Source organism: Catenulispora sp. EB89 (assembly GCF_041261445.1).
Classification (GTDB): domain Bacteria; phylum Actinomycetota; class Actinomycetes; order Streptomycetales; family Catenulisporaceae; genus Catenulispora.
This window is the reverse complement of record NZ_JBGCCU010000004.1, coordinates 506,232-521,310: the sequence shown is the minus strand read 5'-3', so window position 1 is coordinate 521,310 and position 15,079 is coordinate 506,232. Positions and strand designations below refer to the sequence as shown.

Here is a 15,079-nt window from a genome sequence, read left to right as displayed (position 1 = left end):
TGGCCTCGCACCTTGACGGCGCGATGATGCAGGGATGGCTGGCTGGACCGGAAGCGGCGTGGAGCCGCGGACGGCCGCCGAGATAGCGGCGGCCGTCCGTCAAGGAAAGAGCAGTGTGCGCGGCGCCGTCCAGGAGGCCCTGGACCGCATAGCCGCCGCGGACCCCCGGATCGGGGCGTTCCGCAAGGTCCGGCAGGACGCGGCGCTGGCCGAGGCCGACGAGCTGGCCGGCCGGCCCGATCTGGCGGAGCTGCCGCTGGCCGGTGTGCCGATCGCGGTGAAGGACAACGTGCCGGTCGCCGACGAGCAGTGCCGCAACGGCACCGCGGCGACCGCGGACCGGCCGCCGCAGCCCGAGGACCACCCGGTGGTGGCGCGGTTGCGGGCCGCCGGCGCGATCGTGGTCGGCCTCACTCACACCCCGGAACTGTCGCTGGTCGCGATGACCGACAGCGCGCTGGGGATGGCGCGCAATCCCTGGGACCTGACGCGGACGCCGGGCGGCTCGTCCGGCGGCGCGGCCGCGGCGGTGGCCGCCGGGCTGGTGCCGATCGCGCACGGGAACGACGGCCTGGGCTCGATCCGCGGGCCGGCGGCGTGCTGCGGGTTGTTCGGCTTCAAGCCCGGTTACGGGACCGTGCCGTCGGAGCTCGGGCGGAACTCGTGGTGGGGGCTGTCGGAGAACGGTCCGCTGGCCACGACGGTCGAGGACGCGGCGCTGATGCTGTCGGTGATGGCCGACGCTCCCGAGCTCGTCGACGCCGTGAATTCGCGGCCGTCCGGCTTGAGGATCGCGGTCTCCACGGCGCCGCCCTCGGTCGGCTACCGCGTCGACCGGGAGCACAAGGACGCCGTCGAAGGTGTGGCCGGGTTGCTCGAATCAGCCGGGCACACGATCGTCCAGGCGCCGCGCTATCCCGCCCTCCTCGGGCCCGGTGCGGTGCTGACCTGGTACGCGGCCGCCGCGTTGGACGCCGAGGAGTACGACCGGCGGGCCCTGGAGCGCCGCACGCGGCGCATGGCGTCGGCCGGCCGGACGCTGGCGAAGGCCGGGCTGACCGGGGCCCGGACCCGGCGGCGGTGGCGGGACACCGGAGCCGAGCGCTTCCTGGGCGACGCCGACATCGTGCTCACCCCCACGCTGCTCAGGCCGCCGCCCCCGGCCCTGCGGTGGGGACGGCGTGGGCTGCTGGCCAACCTGATCGCCAACACCTCTTATGCGGGGCTGTGCCCGCCGTGGAACCTGGCTGGCTGGCCGGCGATGAGCGTCCCAGCCGGGACGCACAGCAGCGGGATGCCGATCGGCGTGCAGTTCGTCGCGCGACCCGGTCGGGAGGCGCTGCTGCTGGGGCTCGCGGCGCACCTCGAGGCGGTGCGACCGTGGCCGCGGACGGCGCCGGTGGGGGTGGTGGGCGGCTGATGCTGCGCTGGCCTTGGGGCCGGTCTTCGCGCTGGTCTCGGGGCTTGCCTCAGGGCTCGCCTCGGGGCTTGTCTCGGGGTCGATCGCGCGACTGATCGCTGGGCCCGTCCGGCAGCGGTTCCTGTGACCGACGTCGCGGCGGCGCGTGAATTCCGCGATCACCGTCGTGACCTGAGCAGTCACGCGCTCCCGATAGACTTGACCGCATCATGGAGCAGCCTGCCGACACCGTCCTTGTCATCGACTTCGGCGCCCAGTACGCGCAGCTCATCGCGCGCCGGGTCCGCGAAGCCCACGTCTACAGCGAGATCGTGCCGCACACCGCGACGGTGGCCGAGATCCTCGCCAAGAAGCCCAAGGCGGTGATCCTGTCCGGCGGGCCGTCCTCGGTCTACGCCGACGGCGCGCCGAACGTCGGCGCGGAGCTGTTCCGCGCCGGGGTGCCGACCCTCGGCATCTGCTACGGCTTCCAGGCGATGGCCCGGGCCCTGGGCGGCGTGGTCGAGCAGACCGGCGGCCGGGAGTACGGCCGCACCTCGCTGGAGGTCACCGACACCGACTCCACGCTGTTCCGCGGCTCGCAGGCCGAGCAGCCGGTGTGGATGTCGCACGGCGACGCGGTCACGGCCGCCCCCGAGGGCTTCCGGGTGACCGGCACCACGGCCAAGACCCCGGTCGCGGCGTTCGAGGACGACGAGCAGCGGCTCTACGGCGTCCAGCACCACCCCGAGGTGCTGCACTCGCAGTTCGGGCAGCTGCTGCTGGAGAACTTCCTGTACAAAGGCGCCGGCATCGAGCCGGACTGGACCACCGGCAACATCGTCGAGGAGCAGGTCGCGGCGATCCGCGAGCAGGTCGGCGGCAAGCGCGCGATCTGCGGCCTGTCCGGCGGCGTGGACTCCGCGGTGGCCGCCGCGATCGTGCAGAAGGCCATCGGCGAGCAGCTGACCTGTGTGTTCGTCGACCACGGCCTGCTGCGCAAGGGCGAGGCCGAGCAGGTCGAGAAGGACTTCGTCGCGGCCACCGGCGTGCAGCTCAAGGTCGTCGACGCCGAGGAGCGCTTCCTGTCGGCGCTGGCCGGGGTGTCCGACCCGGAGGAGAAGCGCAAGATCATCGGCCGCGAGTTCATCCGGGTCTTCGAGCAGGCCGAGCGCGAGATCGTCGAGCAGTCGGCGGACGCCGGCGAGCCGGTGAGGTTCCTGGTGCAGGGCACGCTCTACCCGGACGTCGTGGAGTCCGGCGGCGGCAGCGGCACCGCGAACATCAAGAGCCACCACAACGTCGGCGGCCTGCCGGAGGACCTGCAGTTCGAGCTGATCGAGCCGCTGCGCAAGCTGTTCAAGGACGAGGTCCGGCAGGTCGGCCGCGAGCTCGGCCTGCCCGAGGCGATCGTCGGCCGCCAGCCCTTCCCGGGCCCGGGCCTGGGCATCCGCATCGTCGGCGAGGTCACCAAGGCGCGCCTGGACCTGCTCCGCGAGGCCGACGCCATCGCCCGCGAGGAGCTGACCGCGGCCGGCCTGGACACCGAGATCTGGCAGTGCCCGGTGGTGCTGCTGGCCGACGTGCGCTCGGTCGGCGTGCAGGGCGACGGCCGCACCTACGGCCACCCGATCGTGCTGCGCCCGGTCTCCAGCGAGGACGCGATGACCGCCGACTGGTCGCGCCTGCCGTACGAGGTGCTGGCTCGGATCTCGACGCGGATCACGAACGAGGTCGCCGACGTCAACCGGGTGGTGCTGGACGTGACCAGCAAGCCGCCGGGGACCATCGAGTGGGAGTAGGCGCCGCGGTCGCGGGTGCGGCTGCGGTGCTGGAAGGCCGGGTCTTCGGACCCGGCTTTTCCGTGTGCTGAGCCTTGTGCTGAGCCTTTTTGCGCGCGTTGGATCGCGCGTTGAGCCATGCGTTGAGCCTTGTTTGCCCGCGGCCTAAGCCTGGCCTAAGCCTTCTCGTCGAACTCCAGCGCCTCGCGCAGCTTCCGGTTCACGTGCCGCAGCCGCTCGATGGTCCGCTGCGCCTCCCGCAGCTCGTACCGCAGCCGGATGATCTCCTCGATGGCGGCGAGGTCGGCCAGGTCGCTCAGGTCGGCCAGGTCCGCCGAAGCCAGCGCGGGCTCGACCTCCTCGGCGTACTCCGGCTCCGGCGGCGACGGGATCGCCAGCTCGGCCGGCTGCGTGAGCGCGGCCTGCACCTCGGCGGCCCACTGCAGCGCGTCCGGCTCGGGGGAGCGGCGCACGAACTCGTGGATCACCGCGCCGACCGACTCCGCCTCGGCGGGCCGGCTCGCGGGGCTCGGCGTCGGCTCGGCGGACTGCGTCTCCTGCTCGAAGCCGGAGTCCTCGGCCGCGTCAGGCGCTAGGGCCGCCTCGGCGGCGTCAGCCCTCACGGCCGCGTCGGGCGCTGTGGCCGCCTCGGCCGCCGGGACCGCGTCCGGCCGCGTCACCAACTCGCTCGGCTCCTCGACCGCCACGTCCTCTTCCGACTCCCGCATCATCGCCGCGGTCCACCCCGCCGCCTCGCACGCGGCGTCCCGGAACTCCCGCAGCTGCCGCAGCATCCCCTCGCTCGACGGGAACAGCTGCCGGGCCTGCGCCACGTTCTTCACGGCCAGCGAGGCGGCCTGCACGGTGTCGCCGAGCTCCGAATACGCCTGCGCCAGCTTGATCCGCGCCATCAGCGCGTCGCGCGGCCCGGAGCCGATGCCCTGCTCGGCCCGCTCCACCTTCGCGATCAGGCTGCTGATCCACTCCTGCGGGTCGGCGTAGGGGTCGGCGTAGTCCTCGACCGGGTCCTCCACCGGCTCCTCGATCGGATCGATCACCGGGTCGATCCCCGAATCAATGACCTGATCGACGACCTGATCGACGACCGGCTCCGTCATCGGCTCCGCGGCCGCCGCGGCCTCGCCCCGCTCGAACCACGGCTCACCGCCGGCGGTCGCCACCGGCTGCTCGCCCGCGCCGGTCTCCCGACCGAGTCCGTACTCTGGCATTCCTTCCCCCTGACGACGTCGAAGGGCGCCGACGTGACGTCGGCGCCCCGCGGCTGGCTCGGCACGATACTACGGCCGGACGATCATCGCCACAGGCATCGAGTTGATCGGAGCGTACTGGATCACGGTGCCGGGCATCGCGGCGTGGATGATCATGCCGTTGCCCACGTATATCCCGACGTGGTGCAGGCTCCCGTAGTAGATCACCAGGTCGCCGACGGCGATGTTGCTCTCGCTGACCTGCGGGAACTCGTAGGCCTGCGCCGAGGAGGAGTGCGACATCGACACTCCGGCGGCGCCCCACGCGGCCATCGTCAGGCCGGAGCAGTCGAAGCTGCGCGGGCCCGCGGCGCCGTAGACGTAAGGCTTGCCGAGCTGTTCCTTGGCGAACTCCACCGCTATCGCCGCGCGGGCGTTCGGTGCCGGCGGCAGGTTGCTCGGCGTCTTGACGTTCTGCTGGTTCTGCTGCGCCTGCTGCTGCACGTACTGGGTGCGCTGGGTCGGCGTCAGCGAGTCCAGCAGCGCCTGCGCCTGCTTCTCCTTGGCGTCGATGGCCGCCTTGTTCGCCGCCATCTCGTCGCGCGTCTTCTGCAGCTGCTGCAGGTCCGAGGAGGCCTCGTTCTTGTCCTGGTCCAGCTGGCGCTTGATCTCCTGCGCGGTCTTCATCGAGTCCGCGGAGTGGCTGGACACCTCGGTCATCGCGGTGGCCTGCTGCAGGAACGAGTCCGGCGCCGCCGACAGCATCAGCTCCAGCGAGCTGTCCACGCCGCCGGCGCGGTACTGCGCGGCGGCCAGGCTGCCCAGCGAGGACTGCGCGGTGGTCAGCTGGGTCTGCTCGGCCGTGATGCGGGCCTGGATCTGGTCGACCTTGTGCTGCAGGGTGGCCAGGTTCGTGGCCGCCTGGTCGTACGCCTCGGAGGCCTGCTCGGCCTGCTGCTGGAGGCTGTTGACCTGGCCCTTGACGTCATTGAGGTTCGCGGTCGGGTCGGCGTGGGCCAGACCCGGGACCAGGGCGATGGAACCGACCGTGGCGGTCGCCAGCGTCACCGCGGTGCGAGGCGCGGTGATCGTCTTCTTGGACGCGCGGTGAGTGGTCACGGTTTTGTGGGACGCCACTAGGGCGACTCTCCTTCTCTCCCTGCCGCCTACCGGGTTAGCTGACGGGTTCGGGCTGAGAAGCGTGCCCTACAGGCCGCCGCGCGGGGGTACGCAGCGGACCGATTCACCCCTTGGCCCCAGTGGATGCGGGCCGGTGGGACTTGGTGGGTCCCCGGTTCCGGATCGGCGCTCCGCCCTCGGACCGTGTGGGAGTCCGTGGAAACTGCGGGCCGCGCTTTGCCGGATTCGGCGTGAACTCCCGCCACCGTCCAGGGCGGTCGGCGTGGTTACGGGTGTCCGGCCGTAACCCTAGCGAGACCCCGAACGACAAAACGGACCGGCCCAGGACGCTATACCAGGATTTTACCTTGGGAGGCGTTTAGAGATCCTGATTCACTCCGGCCTGTCCGAGTTTGGACAGGGTCGATCGCGTGGTTCTTGCCGACGCATCGTCGGCATGATGCCCGGAGAGCGGGAGCGGTAGGCGTGAAACTACTGCAAGAGTGCCAGCTAGTCCGGCATTTCGTCGGCGTCGGCGGCGCCGCCCGGCGGAGTCCCGGGGCGGTCGTGCGGAGGATGTCAGTGGCCTGTTTAAACGACGGTGGCGGGCGACCCGCGTTGCGGGTCTCCCGCCACTCGTCTGTGGATCGTGGCGATGTCTATGGGTCGATATCCGTGGTGATGTCTACGACCCCTGATCCCCGCTCAGGCCGAGGTCGCCAGCGGCCGGGTCGGCCACTCCGGCTCGGAGTACGACTTCTCCCCGCGCCGCTCCCGGTACGCGGCCCGGTCGGCCTCCTGCTCGGCCTTCCAGCGCGCCTGGGCCTCGTGCAGCCGGACCGCGTCCAGCGTCCCCACCGCGGCGTAGCTGGCGCCGATCACCTGCGCCAGGTTCATCGCGGCCAGGGCGTCGGCCGCCGCGTCGTGCGCGTGCGTGATGGTCACGCCGTAGAACTGGCACTGCGCCTCCAGCGTGCGCGCACCCTTGCGGAACTTGTCCATCTGCCGGTCGATGACCAGCGGGTCGATCACCGGCGCCACCGGGGCGCGAGCGGCCAGCGGGGCCAGGCCGTTGCGGGCCAGCTCGGCCTCCAGCAGCGTCAGGTCGTACGGGGCGTTGAACACCACCAGCGGCGTGCCGGCGCGCAGCTCGAGGGCCAGCGCGTCGGCGATCTCGTCCAGCGTGCGGCGCGGCGGGGCGCCGTGCTCGCGGGCGTACTCGGTGGTGATGCCGTGGATGGCGGTGGCCTCGGCCGGGATCTCCATGCCGGGGTCGATGAGGAAGGTCTTCTCGGCGCCGTCGGAGGTGACGATGGCCGCCGAGACGATGCGCACGGTCTTGGGGTCGCGGCCCGTGGTCTCGGTGTCGAAGCCGGCCAGCCGGCGGCGGTGCCAGCCGTCGTGCGACCCGCGCTGCGGCGGCACGGCCGCCTGCGGGGCGGCGGTCTCACCGGCGGGCCGGGGCTCCCAGGCCGGGGCACACCCATGGTGATAGGTCTGCCACGCACCGTCCACGTTGGCGCGCTCACCGGCCTCGGCTTCCACCCGACCCTTGCACGCGGCGCACGTTCCCGCGTACTTGTTGACCAGAGTCACTGTGTTGTTCTCCCTCACCTCGTGTTGTCACCATGGTGGCGCACCGTTCTGACAAACACCGTCAGACTCGGGTCCGGCGACGTCAGCGGCTACCCTGGTGGACTACGGCGGTTTTTCTAATCCGCCCGATCTGTTGATTTCCGCGCGAAGGATGACTACGACGTGTTCGACACGCTCTCCGATCGTTTGGCCACGACGTTCAAAAACCTGCGCGGCAAGGGTCGGCTCTCGCAGCAGGACATCGACGACACGCTGCGGGCCATCCGGCAGGCGCTGCTGGAGGCCGACGTCTCGCTGCAGGCCGTGCGGCCCTTCATCGCCGCCGTCCGGGAGCGGGCCGAGGGCGCCGAGGTCTCCAAGGCGCTGAACCCGGCGCAGCAGATCATCAAGATCGTCAACGAGGAGCTCGTCGCCATCCTGGGCGGCGAGACCCGGCGGCTGCGGTTCGCCAAGAACCCGCCGACGGTGATCATGCTCGCCGGTCTGCAGGGTGCCGGTAAGACCACGCTGGCCGGCAAGCTGGCCCGCTGGCTCAAGTCCGAGGGCCACACCCCGATCCTGGTCGCCGCCGACCTCCAGCGGCCGAACGCCGTCACCCAGCTGCAGGTGGTCGGCGAGCGGGCCGGTGTGCCGGTGTTCGCCCCCGAGCCCGGCAACGGCGTCGGGAACCCGGTGAAGGTGGCCCAGGACTCGGTCGAGTTCGCCAAGGCCAAGCTGCACGACGTGGTGATCGTCGACACCGCCGGCCGCCTGGGCATCGACGCCGACCTGATGAAGCAGGCCGCCGACATCCGCGACGCGGTCCGGCCGGACGAGGTCCTGTTCGTGGTCGACGCCATGATCGGTCAGGACGCGGTGACCACCGCGCAGGCCTTCATGGACGGCGTCGGCTTCGACGGCGTGGTGCTGACCAAGCTCGACGGCGACGCCCGCGGCGGTGCCGCGCTGTCGGTGCGCCAGGTCACCGGCAAGCCGGTGATGTTCGCCTCCACCGGGGAGAAGCTGGAGGACTTCGACGTCTTCCACCCCGAGCGGATGGCCGGCCGCATCCTCGACATGGGCGACATGATGACCCTGATCGAGCAGGCCGAGAAGGCCTTCGACCAGGCCGAGGCCGAGGCGATGGCGGGCAAGCTGGCCCGCAACGAGTTCACCCTCGACGACTTCCTGAAGCAGATGGAGCAGCTCAAGAAGCTGGGCTCCATGAAGAAGCTGCTGGGCATGCTGCCCGGCGTCGGCGACATCAAGCAGCAGCTCAACGAGATCGACGACAAGGACGTCGACCGCATCGCGGCCATCATCAAGTCGATGACCCCGGGCGAGCGCGAGGACGTCAAGATCATCAACGGCTCCCGCAAACAGCGCATCGCGCGCGGCTCGGGAACCACGGTCCAGCAGGTCAACAACCTCATCGACCGCTTCCTGGAAGCCCGCAAGATGATGCAGCAGATGGCCAAGGGCGGCATGCCCGGCATGCCGGGGCTGCCCGGCGCCGGCGGGCTCGGCGGCACCAAGCGCAAGTCGGCCAAGGCCAAGGCCGCCGACAAGTCGGCCAAGTCCAAGGGCCGCTCGCGCTCGGGGAACCCGGCCAAGGCCAAGGCCGAGGAGGCGGCGCGCCAGGCGCGCAAGGACGGCAACGGCGCGGCGTTCGGCGACGCGGACGGCGGCGGCCAGTTCGAGCTGCCGGACGAGTTCAAGAACCTGCTGCCCCCGCAGTAGTCCCCGGTAGTGCGCATCTGGTCCGTCAGGGGCGCCTCACGCAGTGGGGCGTCCCGGTGGCCGCGGGTGCCGGGGGCGTCCCGACCAGCCTGAACCTTCTGGCACAATGGAAGCTTGTACCGGTCGCGCATGGCCCTCTCTCCTGCGCTACGCCGAGTCCATCCGGCTGCTGCCGATGCCATGTCCCCACGTGGCGGCGCGGCGGCACCACCCGTAGTCAACCAAGCAGGAGACACCACACCGTGGCAGTCAAGATCAAGCTCAAGCGCATGGGCAAGATCCGGAACCCGCAGTACCGGATCATCGTGGCCGACGCCCGTACCAAGCGCGACGGCCGGGCGATCGAGGAGATCGGGAAGTACCACCCGAAGGAGGACCCCTCGTACATCGAGGTCGTCTCCGAGCGTGCGCAGTACTGGCTGGGCGTCGGCGCGCAGCCGACCGAGGCCGTCGAGGCCATCCTGAAGGTCACCGGCGACTGGCAGAAGTTCAAGGGCCTGGACGCCCCGGCGCCGATGAAGGTCGCGGCCCCCAAGGCCGACCGCAAGGCCGTCTTCGAGGCCGCCGCCAAGGAGGCCGCCGACGAGCCGAAGACCGGCGCCACCACGCCGAAGAAGAAGGCCGAGAAGGCCGAGAAGAAGGTCGACGAGACCCCGGCGACCCCGGCGACCGAGGCTCCGGTGGAGACCCCGGCCCCGGCTGTCGAGGCTGAGATCGCTTCCGAGGGCTGAGCATGCTGGAAGAGGCCCTGGAGCACCTGGTCAAGGGCATCGTCGAGCACCCCGATGAGGTCCGGGTCCGCGAGCGCGACCAGCGCCGCGGCAAGGTCCTGGAAGTCCGGGTGCACCCGGACGACCTGGGCAAGGTGATCGGTCGCGGCGGGCGCACCGCCCGTGCGCTGCGCACCGTGATGGCCGCCCTCGGCGGCCGCTCGCTGCGCGTCGACCTGGTCGAGGCGGCCGGCTACCGGTGAGCCCCGACACGGAGAATACCTCCGGCCGGCCCGAGGCCCTGCGCCTCGTGGTCGGCCGGATCGGTCGTGCGCACGGCATCCGCGGCCAGGCCACCGTCGAGGTCCGCACCGACGACCCGGACCTGCGCTTCGCGCCCGGCGCCCGGCTGCTGACCGAGCCGGCCGAGCGCGGACCGCTGGTGGTGACCGACTCCCGCTTCCACAACGGCATCCTGCTGCTGTCCTTCGAGGGCGTGACCGACCGGAACGCCGTCGAGGCGCTGCGGAACACCATCCTGGTGGTCGAGGCCGACCCCGACGAGACCCCGGACGACCCCGAGGAGTTCTTCGACCACCAACTGCTCGGCCTGCCGGTCGAGCTGGCGGACGGGACCGTGCTGGGGGAGATCGCCGACCTGCTGCACCTGCCCGGGCAGGACGTGCTGGCCGTCAAACGGCCGGACGCGCCCGAGGTGCTGATCCCGTTCATCAAGCAGTTCGTCCCGGTCGTGGACGTGGCCGCGAAGCGGGTCGTGGTCGATCCGCCGGCCGGGCTGCTGGACCTGGACAGCGTCGAGTAACCGCTCCTCGGAGCGGTGAGTCTTCGCGAGCGGCGAGAACGGTCACCCCATGCGCATCGACATCGTCACCATCTTCCCCGAGTACCTGGCGCCGCTGGACGTCTCGCTGATCGGCAAGGCGGCGGCCGCCGGGATCCTCGACGTGCGCGTGCACGAGCTGCGCGACTGGACCCACGACCGGCACAACACCGTGGACGACTCGCCGTGCGGCGGCGGGCCGGGCATGGTGATGAAGCCCGAGCCGTGGTCGGAGGCGCTGACCCAGATCGTGCCGCCGGGGTCGGAGGCCGGGGCGCGGCTGATCGTGCCGACGCCGTCGGGCCGGCCGTTCACCCAGCGGGTCGCCGAAGACCTCGCGACCGCTTCGCACCTGGTGTTCGCCCCGGCGCGCTATGAGGGGATCGACCGGCGGTTCATAGAGGCCGCCGCAGAGCGGATGCCTGTAGAAGAGCTCTCCATCGGCGACTATGTGTTGGCCGGGGGAGAGGTCGCGGTCTTGGTGATGGTCGAGGCCGTGGGTCGTCTTCTGCCCGGCGTCCTGGGCAATGCGGAGTCTGCTAAGGACGATTCCTTCGGGCACTCCTCTGAGGGCGGTATGGCAGGGCTCCTGGAGGGGCCCGTATATACGAAGCCCGCGAGTTGGGACGGCCGCGAGGTCCCGCCGGTGCTGCTGTCCGGTAACCACGCGCTGATCGCGCGCTGGCGTCGGGACCAGGCGCTGGAGCGCACCGCTGCGATGCGCCCCGATCTGATCGCCGCCCTGGACCCCGCCGCGCTGGACAAGAAGGACCGGGCCCGCCTGGAGGCTTTGGGCTGGTCGCAGACCCCCGGCGGATTTCGTTTCGACCCCGACGCTGTGTCAGACTAGGCCGGTATTGCTTGAGCAGGTGCCGGTCCTTCCTAGGCACAGCCACCTGCCCGCCGGACGCGCCCTGCCACAGGGGGACCCGCCCACGGCGATTTCAAGCCGGAATCTGGTTTCACCACCCAAGCCGTGGCCGACCTGTGGCGTCCACGAGGAGAGATCATGGACAAGCTGTCCACCATCGACGAGCTGTCGATGCGCATCGACGTCCCGGACTTCCGTCCCGGCGACACCGTCAACGTGCACGTCAGGGTCGTCGAGGGCAACCGCTCCCGCATCCAGCAGTTCAAGGGCGTCGTCATCCGCCGCCAGGGCTCCGGCGTGCGCGAGACGTTCACCGTCCGCAAGGTCAGCTTCAGCGTCGGCGTGGAGCGCACCTTCCCGCTGCACACCCCGATCATCGAGAAGATCGAGGTCGTGACCCGCGGTGACGTCCGTCGGGCGAAGCTGTACTACCTGCGCGACCTGCGCGGCAAGAAGGCGAAGATCAAGGAGAAGCGCGAGGCGGTCGCGGGCCACTGAGCCTGCGCCTTCCGGCACGCTTTTCCACGGCTCCGGGCCACGTTCTCACCACGAGGACGTGGCCCGGAGCCGTTTACACAATCCTCAGGCAAGTCCTATAACTTGTTCGACTGGGAACGGCTGTTCCTGTCTGTCCAGATGTGCTGACCCGGGTCGTGCGGACCCGACGACGAACAGGCTAGGGTGCGGCCGGTGGCCAAGGGGCAAAGGCGCCGGCTGAAACCGGTGAAGTTGTGGAAGGAACTGCCGATCCTGTTCGGGGTCGCGCTGTTGCTCGCCCTGGTGATCAAGACGTTCTTCGTCCAGGCCTACTTCATCCCGTCGGAGTCCATGCAGCACACCATCGAGCCCGGGGACCGCGTGCTGGTGAACAAGCTCACCCCGTGGTTCGGCTGGACCCCGCAGCGCGGCCAGATCGTGGTCTTCAAGGACCCCGGCGGCTGGCTGGACCCCTCGGAGATCAAGAAGGACAACGCCTTCGTCGGCGGAGTCAAGAAGGTGTTCTCCTGGGTCGGGCTGCTGCCCGAGGGCAACGAACAGGACCTCATCAAGCGGGTCGTCGGGGTGCCCGGGGACGTCGTGCAGTGCAAGGGCGTCGGGCAGCCGGTGACGGTCAACGGCGTGCCGCTGGACGAGCACTCCTATCTTTACCGCGGGGTCGACGGACAACTGGACGACCCGTCGCAGACGCCCTTCGGGCCGATCACTGTGCTGCCGCACACTGTGTTCGTGCTCGGCGACCACCGGAGCGACTCCGGGGACTCGCGGGTGCACCTGCAGGAAGCCTCCCAGGGGCTGGTGCCGTACTCGGACATGCAGGGTCACGCTTTCGTGCGGATATGGCCGCTGACACGCATCAGCGGTCTGGGTACTCCCTCTACGTTCTCCTTGAAGAACCCCGCGCGGGCCGCGCAGAGCGCCGCCACTGTGCCGCCGCTCATGTGGGGGTTCACGCTCGCCGTGCCGCTGCGGGCCGGTGTGCAGCGGCGCCGCCGCCGGGGCGGGCCTCTCCTTCCGGACCCCGCGGGCGTAACCAATCGGCTACGCGGGCGGTTGGGTACGGAGCGGCCGCTTGGCTGAAGCGAACTTTCGAGGGATTGCGAAGGGAACAGCGACATGGACCAGGCGGCAGCGAAGCCGAGCGGGCCTGGCGGGTCACCGGAAGGGCAGACTGTGACAGTGGACGAAAGCTCCGAGACCGCCGACAACCCGGTCGGCCGCGGCGAGGCCGTGGTCCCGCGCCCCGAGTATCCGGCGCACGATCAGGGGGCCGGCTACGCGCAGGCCTCCGGGTACGCGCCTTCGTCGGGCTATGACCAGTCCGGCCAGCCTGGCCAGCCTGGTGCGGCCGGTGGGGCCGGCGGCTACGGGAATCAGGGCGGGTACGCCGGACAGGGCGGCTATACCGCTCAGGGCGGTTACCCCGCGGCTGCGCCGGCTCCCGCGCAGGGAAACTACGGCGGCTACGGCGGATACGGCGGGCCTGAGGGACCGGGTGGTCCTGGCGCCGGCGGCCCGGGTGCCGGCGGGCCCGGCGGTTACGGCGGTCCTGGCGGGCCTGGTGGCTCGGGCGGTCCGGGCGGCCCCGGTGGTCCTTTCGGCCCCGGCGGCGGTGAGGGTCCCGACGCCTCCGGCAGCGGCCCCGAGGGCGCCTCGCCGTCCCCCGAGGACGAGGAGCCGATCCGCGAGCCGGCCGAGCCGGCCGGTCCGCGCACCTGGTGGCAGTGGGTCCTGCTGCCGTTCGCGGTCGTGTGGCGGTTCGCGTTCCCGAAGAAGCCGCGGCCGTTCATCGTCGAACTGCCGTTCCTGCTGGCCATCGCCCTGGTGCTGGCCTTCATCATCAAGACGTTCCTGGTCCAGGCGTTCGTCATCCCCTCAGGCTCGATGCAGCAGACGCTGGAGATCAACGACCGCGTGCTGGTGAACCGGTTCTCGAACTGGATGGGCCACGAGCCCAACCGCGGCGACATCGTGGTCTTCCAGGACCCGGGCGGCTGGCTGGACAGCGAGCCGGTGAAGCCGAAGAACGTCTTCAGCAAGGTCCTGACCGCGGTCGGCCTGCTGCCGGAGGACAACGGCGACCTGATCAAACGGGTCATCGGGGTCGGCGGCGACGACGTGAAGTGCCTGGGCAACGGCGCGCCGGTGACCGTCAACGGCGTCCCGCTGCAGGAGTCGGGTTACCTCTACCCGAGCAACCTGCCCTCCATGGAGCCCTTCGAGGTGCACGTCCCGCAGGGCAAGATCTGGGTCATGGGCGACCACCGCGAGGTGTCGGTGGACTCCCGGGCCCACATCAACAGCCAGACCGGCGGCTTCGTGCCGGTCGGGAACGTGGTCGGCATCGCGGTGCTGAAGGTGTGGCCGCCGTCGCACTTCGGGACGCTGCCGGTGCCCGCGACGTTCAAGAAGAGCTTCCAGGCCATGTCGTCGGCGCCCGGCGCGGTGCCCCTGGCGGCGTTCGCCGTGGGCGTGCCGATCCGGGTCGTCCACCGGCGTCGGAAGCTGAAGAAGCTCGACCTCCTCAACAACTAGAGGTGTAGTTTCACTACCTATGTAGTGATTTGACCACCGACCTACGGCGGCCGCGGCAGGGACTTCCCTGTGCGGCCGCCGTAGTCGTCACCGGCGCGTTGTACGTTAGAGACGATGACCACGACGCCCACTCTCACGCTGCCGCGCGGCGTAGCCATCCGCTCCGATGCGGGGATCTACGGCTACGAGCGCGCTCTGGCCCGCGCCGGGTTCGCTCAGGTCGCCGGCGCGGACGAGGCCGGGCGGGGTGCCTGCGCCGGACCGCTGGTGGCGGCGGCCGTGATCCTGCGCCCCGGGGCCTCCGGCCGCATCCCCGGCCTGTCCGACTCCAAGCTGCTCACGGAGAAGGCCCGCGACCGGGTGCGCGTGGAGATCGAGAAGCGCGCGCTGTCCTATGCGTGGGTCGCCATACCGGCGCCCGAGGTGGACCGCCGGGGCCTGCACCAGGCGAACATCGAGGCGCTGCGGCGCGCCGTGGCCCGCCTGGACGTCGCCCCCTCCTACGTCCTGTCGGACGGGTTCCGTGTCGACGGGCTTCCCTGCCCTAGCCTTGCCATGTGGAAGGGGGACCAGGTGGCCGCGTGCGTCGCCGCCGCGTCGGTGCTGGCCAAGACCGTGCGGGACGCCATGATGACCGAGTTGGCCCAGCGCCACCCGGCCTACGGCTTCGAAGTCCACAAGGGCTACTCCACCCCCGCCCACCAGGCCGCATTGACGGAGCACGGGCCTTGTCCGGAGCACCGTTTCACATATGCCAACGTGGCGAACGTTTCCCCGCGTTGTGGGTGACAATGACTGTGAT

The 15,079-nt window shown here is 70.7% G+C and carries 14 protein-coding genes and 1 riboswitch; of the genes, 11 read left to right on the top strand and 3 right to left on the bottom strand.

Features of this window, described 5'->3' with window-relative positions; translation table 11 throughout:
* The first annotated feature begins 34 nt into the window (after positions 1-34).
* Entirely contained in the window at positions 35-1,420 is a 1,386-nt protein-coding gene (locus tag ABH920_RS11950; RefSeq protein WP_370348968.1) for an amidase, read from the top strand.
* A gap of 209 nt (positions 1,421-1,629) precedes the next feature.
* Positions 1,630-3,201 (top strand): glutamine-hydrolyzing GMP synthase, encoded by a 1,572-nt coding sequence (gene guaA / locus ABH920_RS11945; RefSeq protein WP_370348967.1) that lies wholly within the window; start codon positions 1,630-1,632, stop codon positions 3,199-3,201.
* Between the two features lie 155 nt (positions 3,202-3,356).
* Here the strand turns inward: guaA and ABH920_RS11940 are convergent, their stop codons facing one another.
* The 3 genes from ABH920_RS11940 to ABH920_RS11930 all read right to left on the bottom strand — a co-directional run bounded on the left by ABH920_RS11940 (position 3,357) and on the right by ABH920_RS11930 (position 7,103).
* Positions 3,357-4,409 carry a hypothetical protein gene (locus tag ABH920_RS11940; protein WP_370348966.1) on the bottom strand — a complete coding sequence of 351 codons (1,053 nt, stop codon included), beginning with the start codon at positions 4,407-4,409 and terminating at the stop codon, positions 3,357-3,359.
* Between the two features lie 69 nt (positions 4,410-4,478).
* The gene (locus ABH920_RS11935; protein ID WP_370348965.1) at positions 4,479-5,525 is read right to left on the bottom strand and encodes an NlpC/P60 family protein; all 1,047 of its coding nucleotides are present in this window, start codon (positions 5,523-5,525) and stop codon (positions 4,479-4,481) included.
* Positions 5,526-5,536: 11 nt separating this feature from the next.
* A riboswitch (cyclic di-AMP (ydaO/yuaA leader) is annotated at positions 5,537-5,706 on the bottom strand.
* A 506-nt stretch (positions 5,707-6,212) separates the two neighbouring features.
* Entirely contained in the window at positions 6,213-7,103 is an 891-nt protein-coding gene (locus tag ABH920_RS11930) for an exonuclease domain-containing protein (protein ID WP_370348964.1), read from the bottom strand.
* Positions 7,104-7,265: 162 nt separating this feature from the next.
* On the opposite strand from ABH920_RS11930, the gene ffh reads away from it, so the two are divergent.
* The 9 genes from ffh (at position 7,266) to ABH920_RS11885 (ending at position 15,066) form a co-directional block, all read left to right on the top strand.
* Positions 7,266-8,822 (top strand): signal recognition particle protein, encoded by a 1,557-nt coding sequence (gene ffh / locus ABH920_RS11925; RefSeq protein WP_370348963.1) that lies wholly within the window; start codon positions 7,266-7,268, stop codon positions 8,820-8,822.
* A gap of 242 nt (positions 8,823-9,064) precedes the next feature.
* Entirely contained in the window at positions 9,065-9,553 is a 489-nt protein-coding gene (gene rpsP, locus ABH920_RS11920; protein WP_370348962.1) for a 30S ribosomal protein S16, read from the top strand.
* 2 nt (positions 9,554-9,555) lie between these two features.
* On the top strand, positions 9,556-9,795 hold the full coding sequence (locus ABH920_RS11915; RefSeq protein WP_012785728.1) for an RNA-binding protein: 240 nt from the start codon (positions 9,556-9,558) through the stop codon (positions 9,793-9,795).
* Between the two features lie 38 nt (positions 9,796-9,833).
* Complete coding sequence (rimM, locus tag ABH920_RS11910; RefSeq protein WP_370349038.1) at positions 9,834-10,355, top strand: ribosome maturation factor RimM; 522 nt, start codon at positions 9,834-9,836, stop codon at positions 10,353-10,355.
* Between the two features lie 49 nt (positions 10,356-10,404).
* A complete protein-coding gene (trmD, locus tag ABH920_RS11905; RefSeq protein WP_370348961.1) occupies positions 10,405-11,223 on the top strand; it encodes a tRNA (guanosine(37)-N1)-methyltransferase TrmD in 819 nt (272 codons plus the stop codon).
* Positions 11,224-11,382: 159 nt separating this feature from the next.
* Positions 11,383-11,742 (top strand): 50S ribosomal protein L19, encoded by a 360-nt coding sequence (rplS, locus tag ABH920_RS11900; protein WP_370348960.1) that lies wholly within the window; start codon positions 11,383-11,385, stop codon positions 11,740-11,742.
* Between the two features lie 192 nt (positions 11,743-11,934).
* A complete protein-coding gene (gene lepB, locus ABH920_RS11895) occupies positions 11,935-12,822 on the top strand; it encodes a signal peptidase I (protein ID WP_370348959.1) in 888 nt (295 codons plus the stop codon).
* Between the two features lie 99 nt (positions 12,823-12,921).
* Positions 12,922-14,277 carry a signal peptidase I gene (gene lepB / locus ABH920_RS11890; RefSeq protein WP_370348958.1) on the top strand — a complete coding sequence of 452 codons (1,356 nt, stop codon included), beginning with the start codon at positions 12,922-12,924 and terminating at the stop codon, positions 14,275-14,277.
* 114 nt (positions 14,278-14,391) lie between these two features.
* Positions 14,392-15,066, top strand: a complete 675-nt coding sequence (locus ABH920_RS11885; RefSeq protein ID WP_194915428.1) for a ribonuclease HII — start codon at positions 14,392-14,394, stop codon at positions 15,064-15,066.
* Positions 15,067-15,079: the final 13 nt, after the last annotated feature.

Bases quoted from the DNA above. Each gene is read 5' to 3' on its own strand.
- ABH920_RS11885 (WP_194915428.1), top strand. From the start codon at position 14,392: ATGACCACGACGCCCACTCTCACGCTGCCGCGCGGCGTAGCCATCCGC.
- ABH920_RS11950 (WP_370348968.1), top strand. From the start codon at position 35: ATGGCTGGCTGGACCGGAAGCGGCGTGGAGCCGCGGACGGCCGCCGAG.
- ABH920_RS11940 (WP_370348966.1), bottom strand. From the start codon at position 4,409: ATGCCAGAGTACGGACTCGGTCGGGAGACCGGCGCGGGCGAGCAGCCG.
- ABH920_RS11915 (WP_012785728.1), top strand. From the start codon at position 9,556: ATGCTGGAAGAGGCCCTGGAGCACCTGGTCAAGGGCATCGTCGAGCAC.
- trmD (WP_370348961.1), top strand. From the start codon at position 10,405: ATGCGCATCGACATCGTCACCATCTTCCCCGAGTACCTGGCGCCGCTG.
- rplS (WP_370348960.1), top strand. From the start codon at position 11,383: ATGGACAAGCTGTCCACCATCGACGAGCTGTCGATGCGCATCGACGTC.
- guaA (WP_370348967.1), top strand. From the start codon at position 1,630: ATGGAGCAGCCTGCCGACACCGTCCTTGTCATCGACTTCGGCGCCCAG.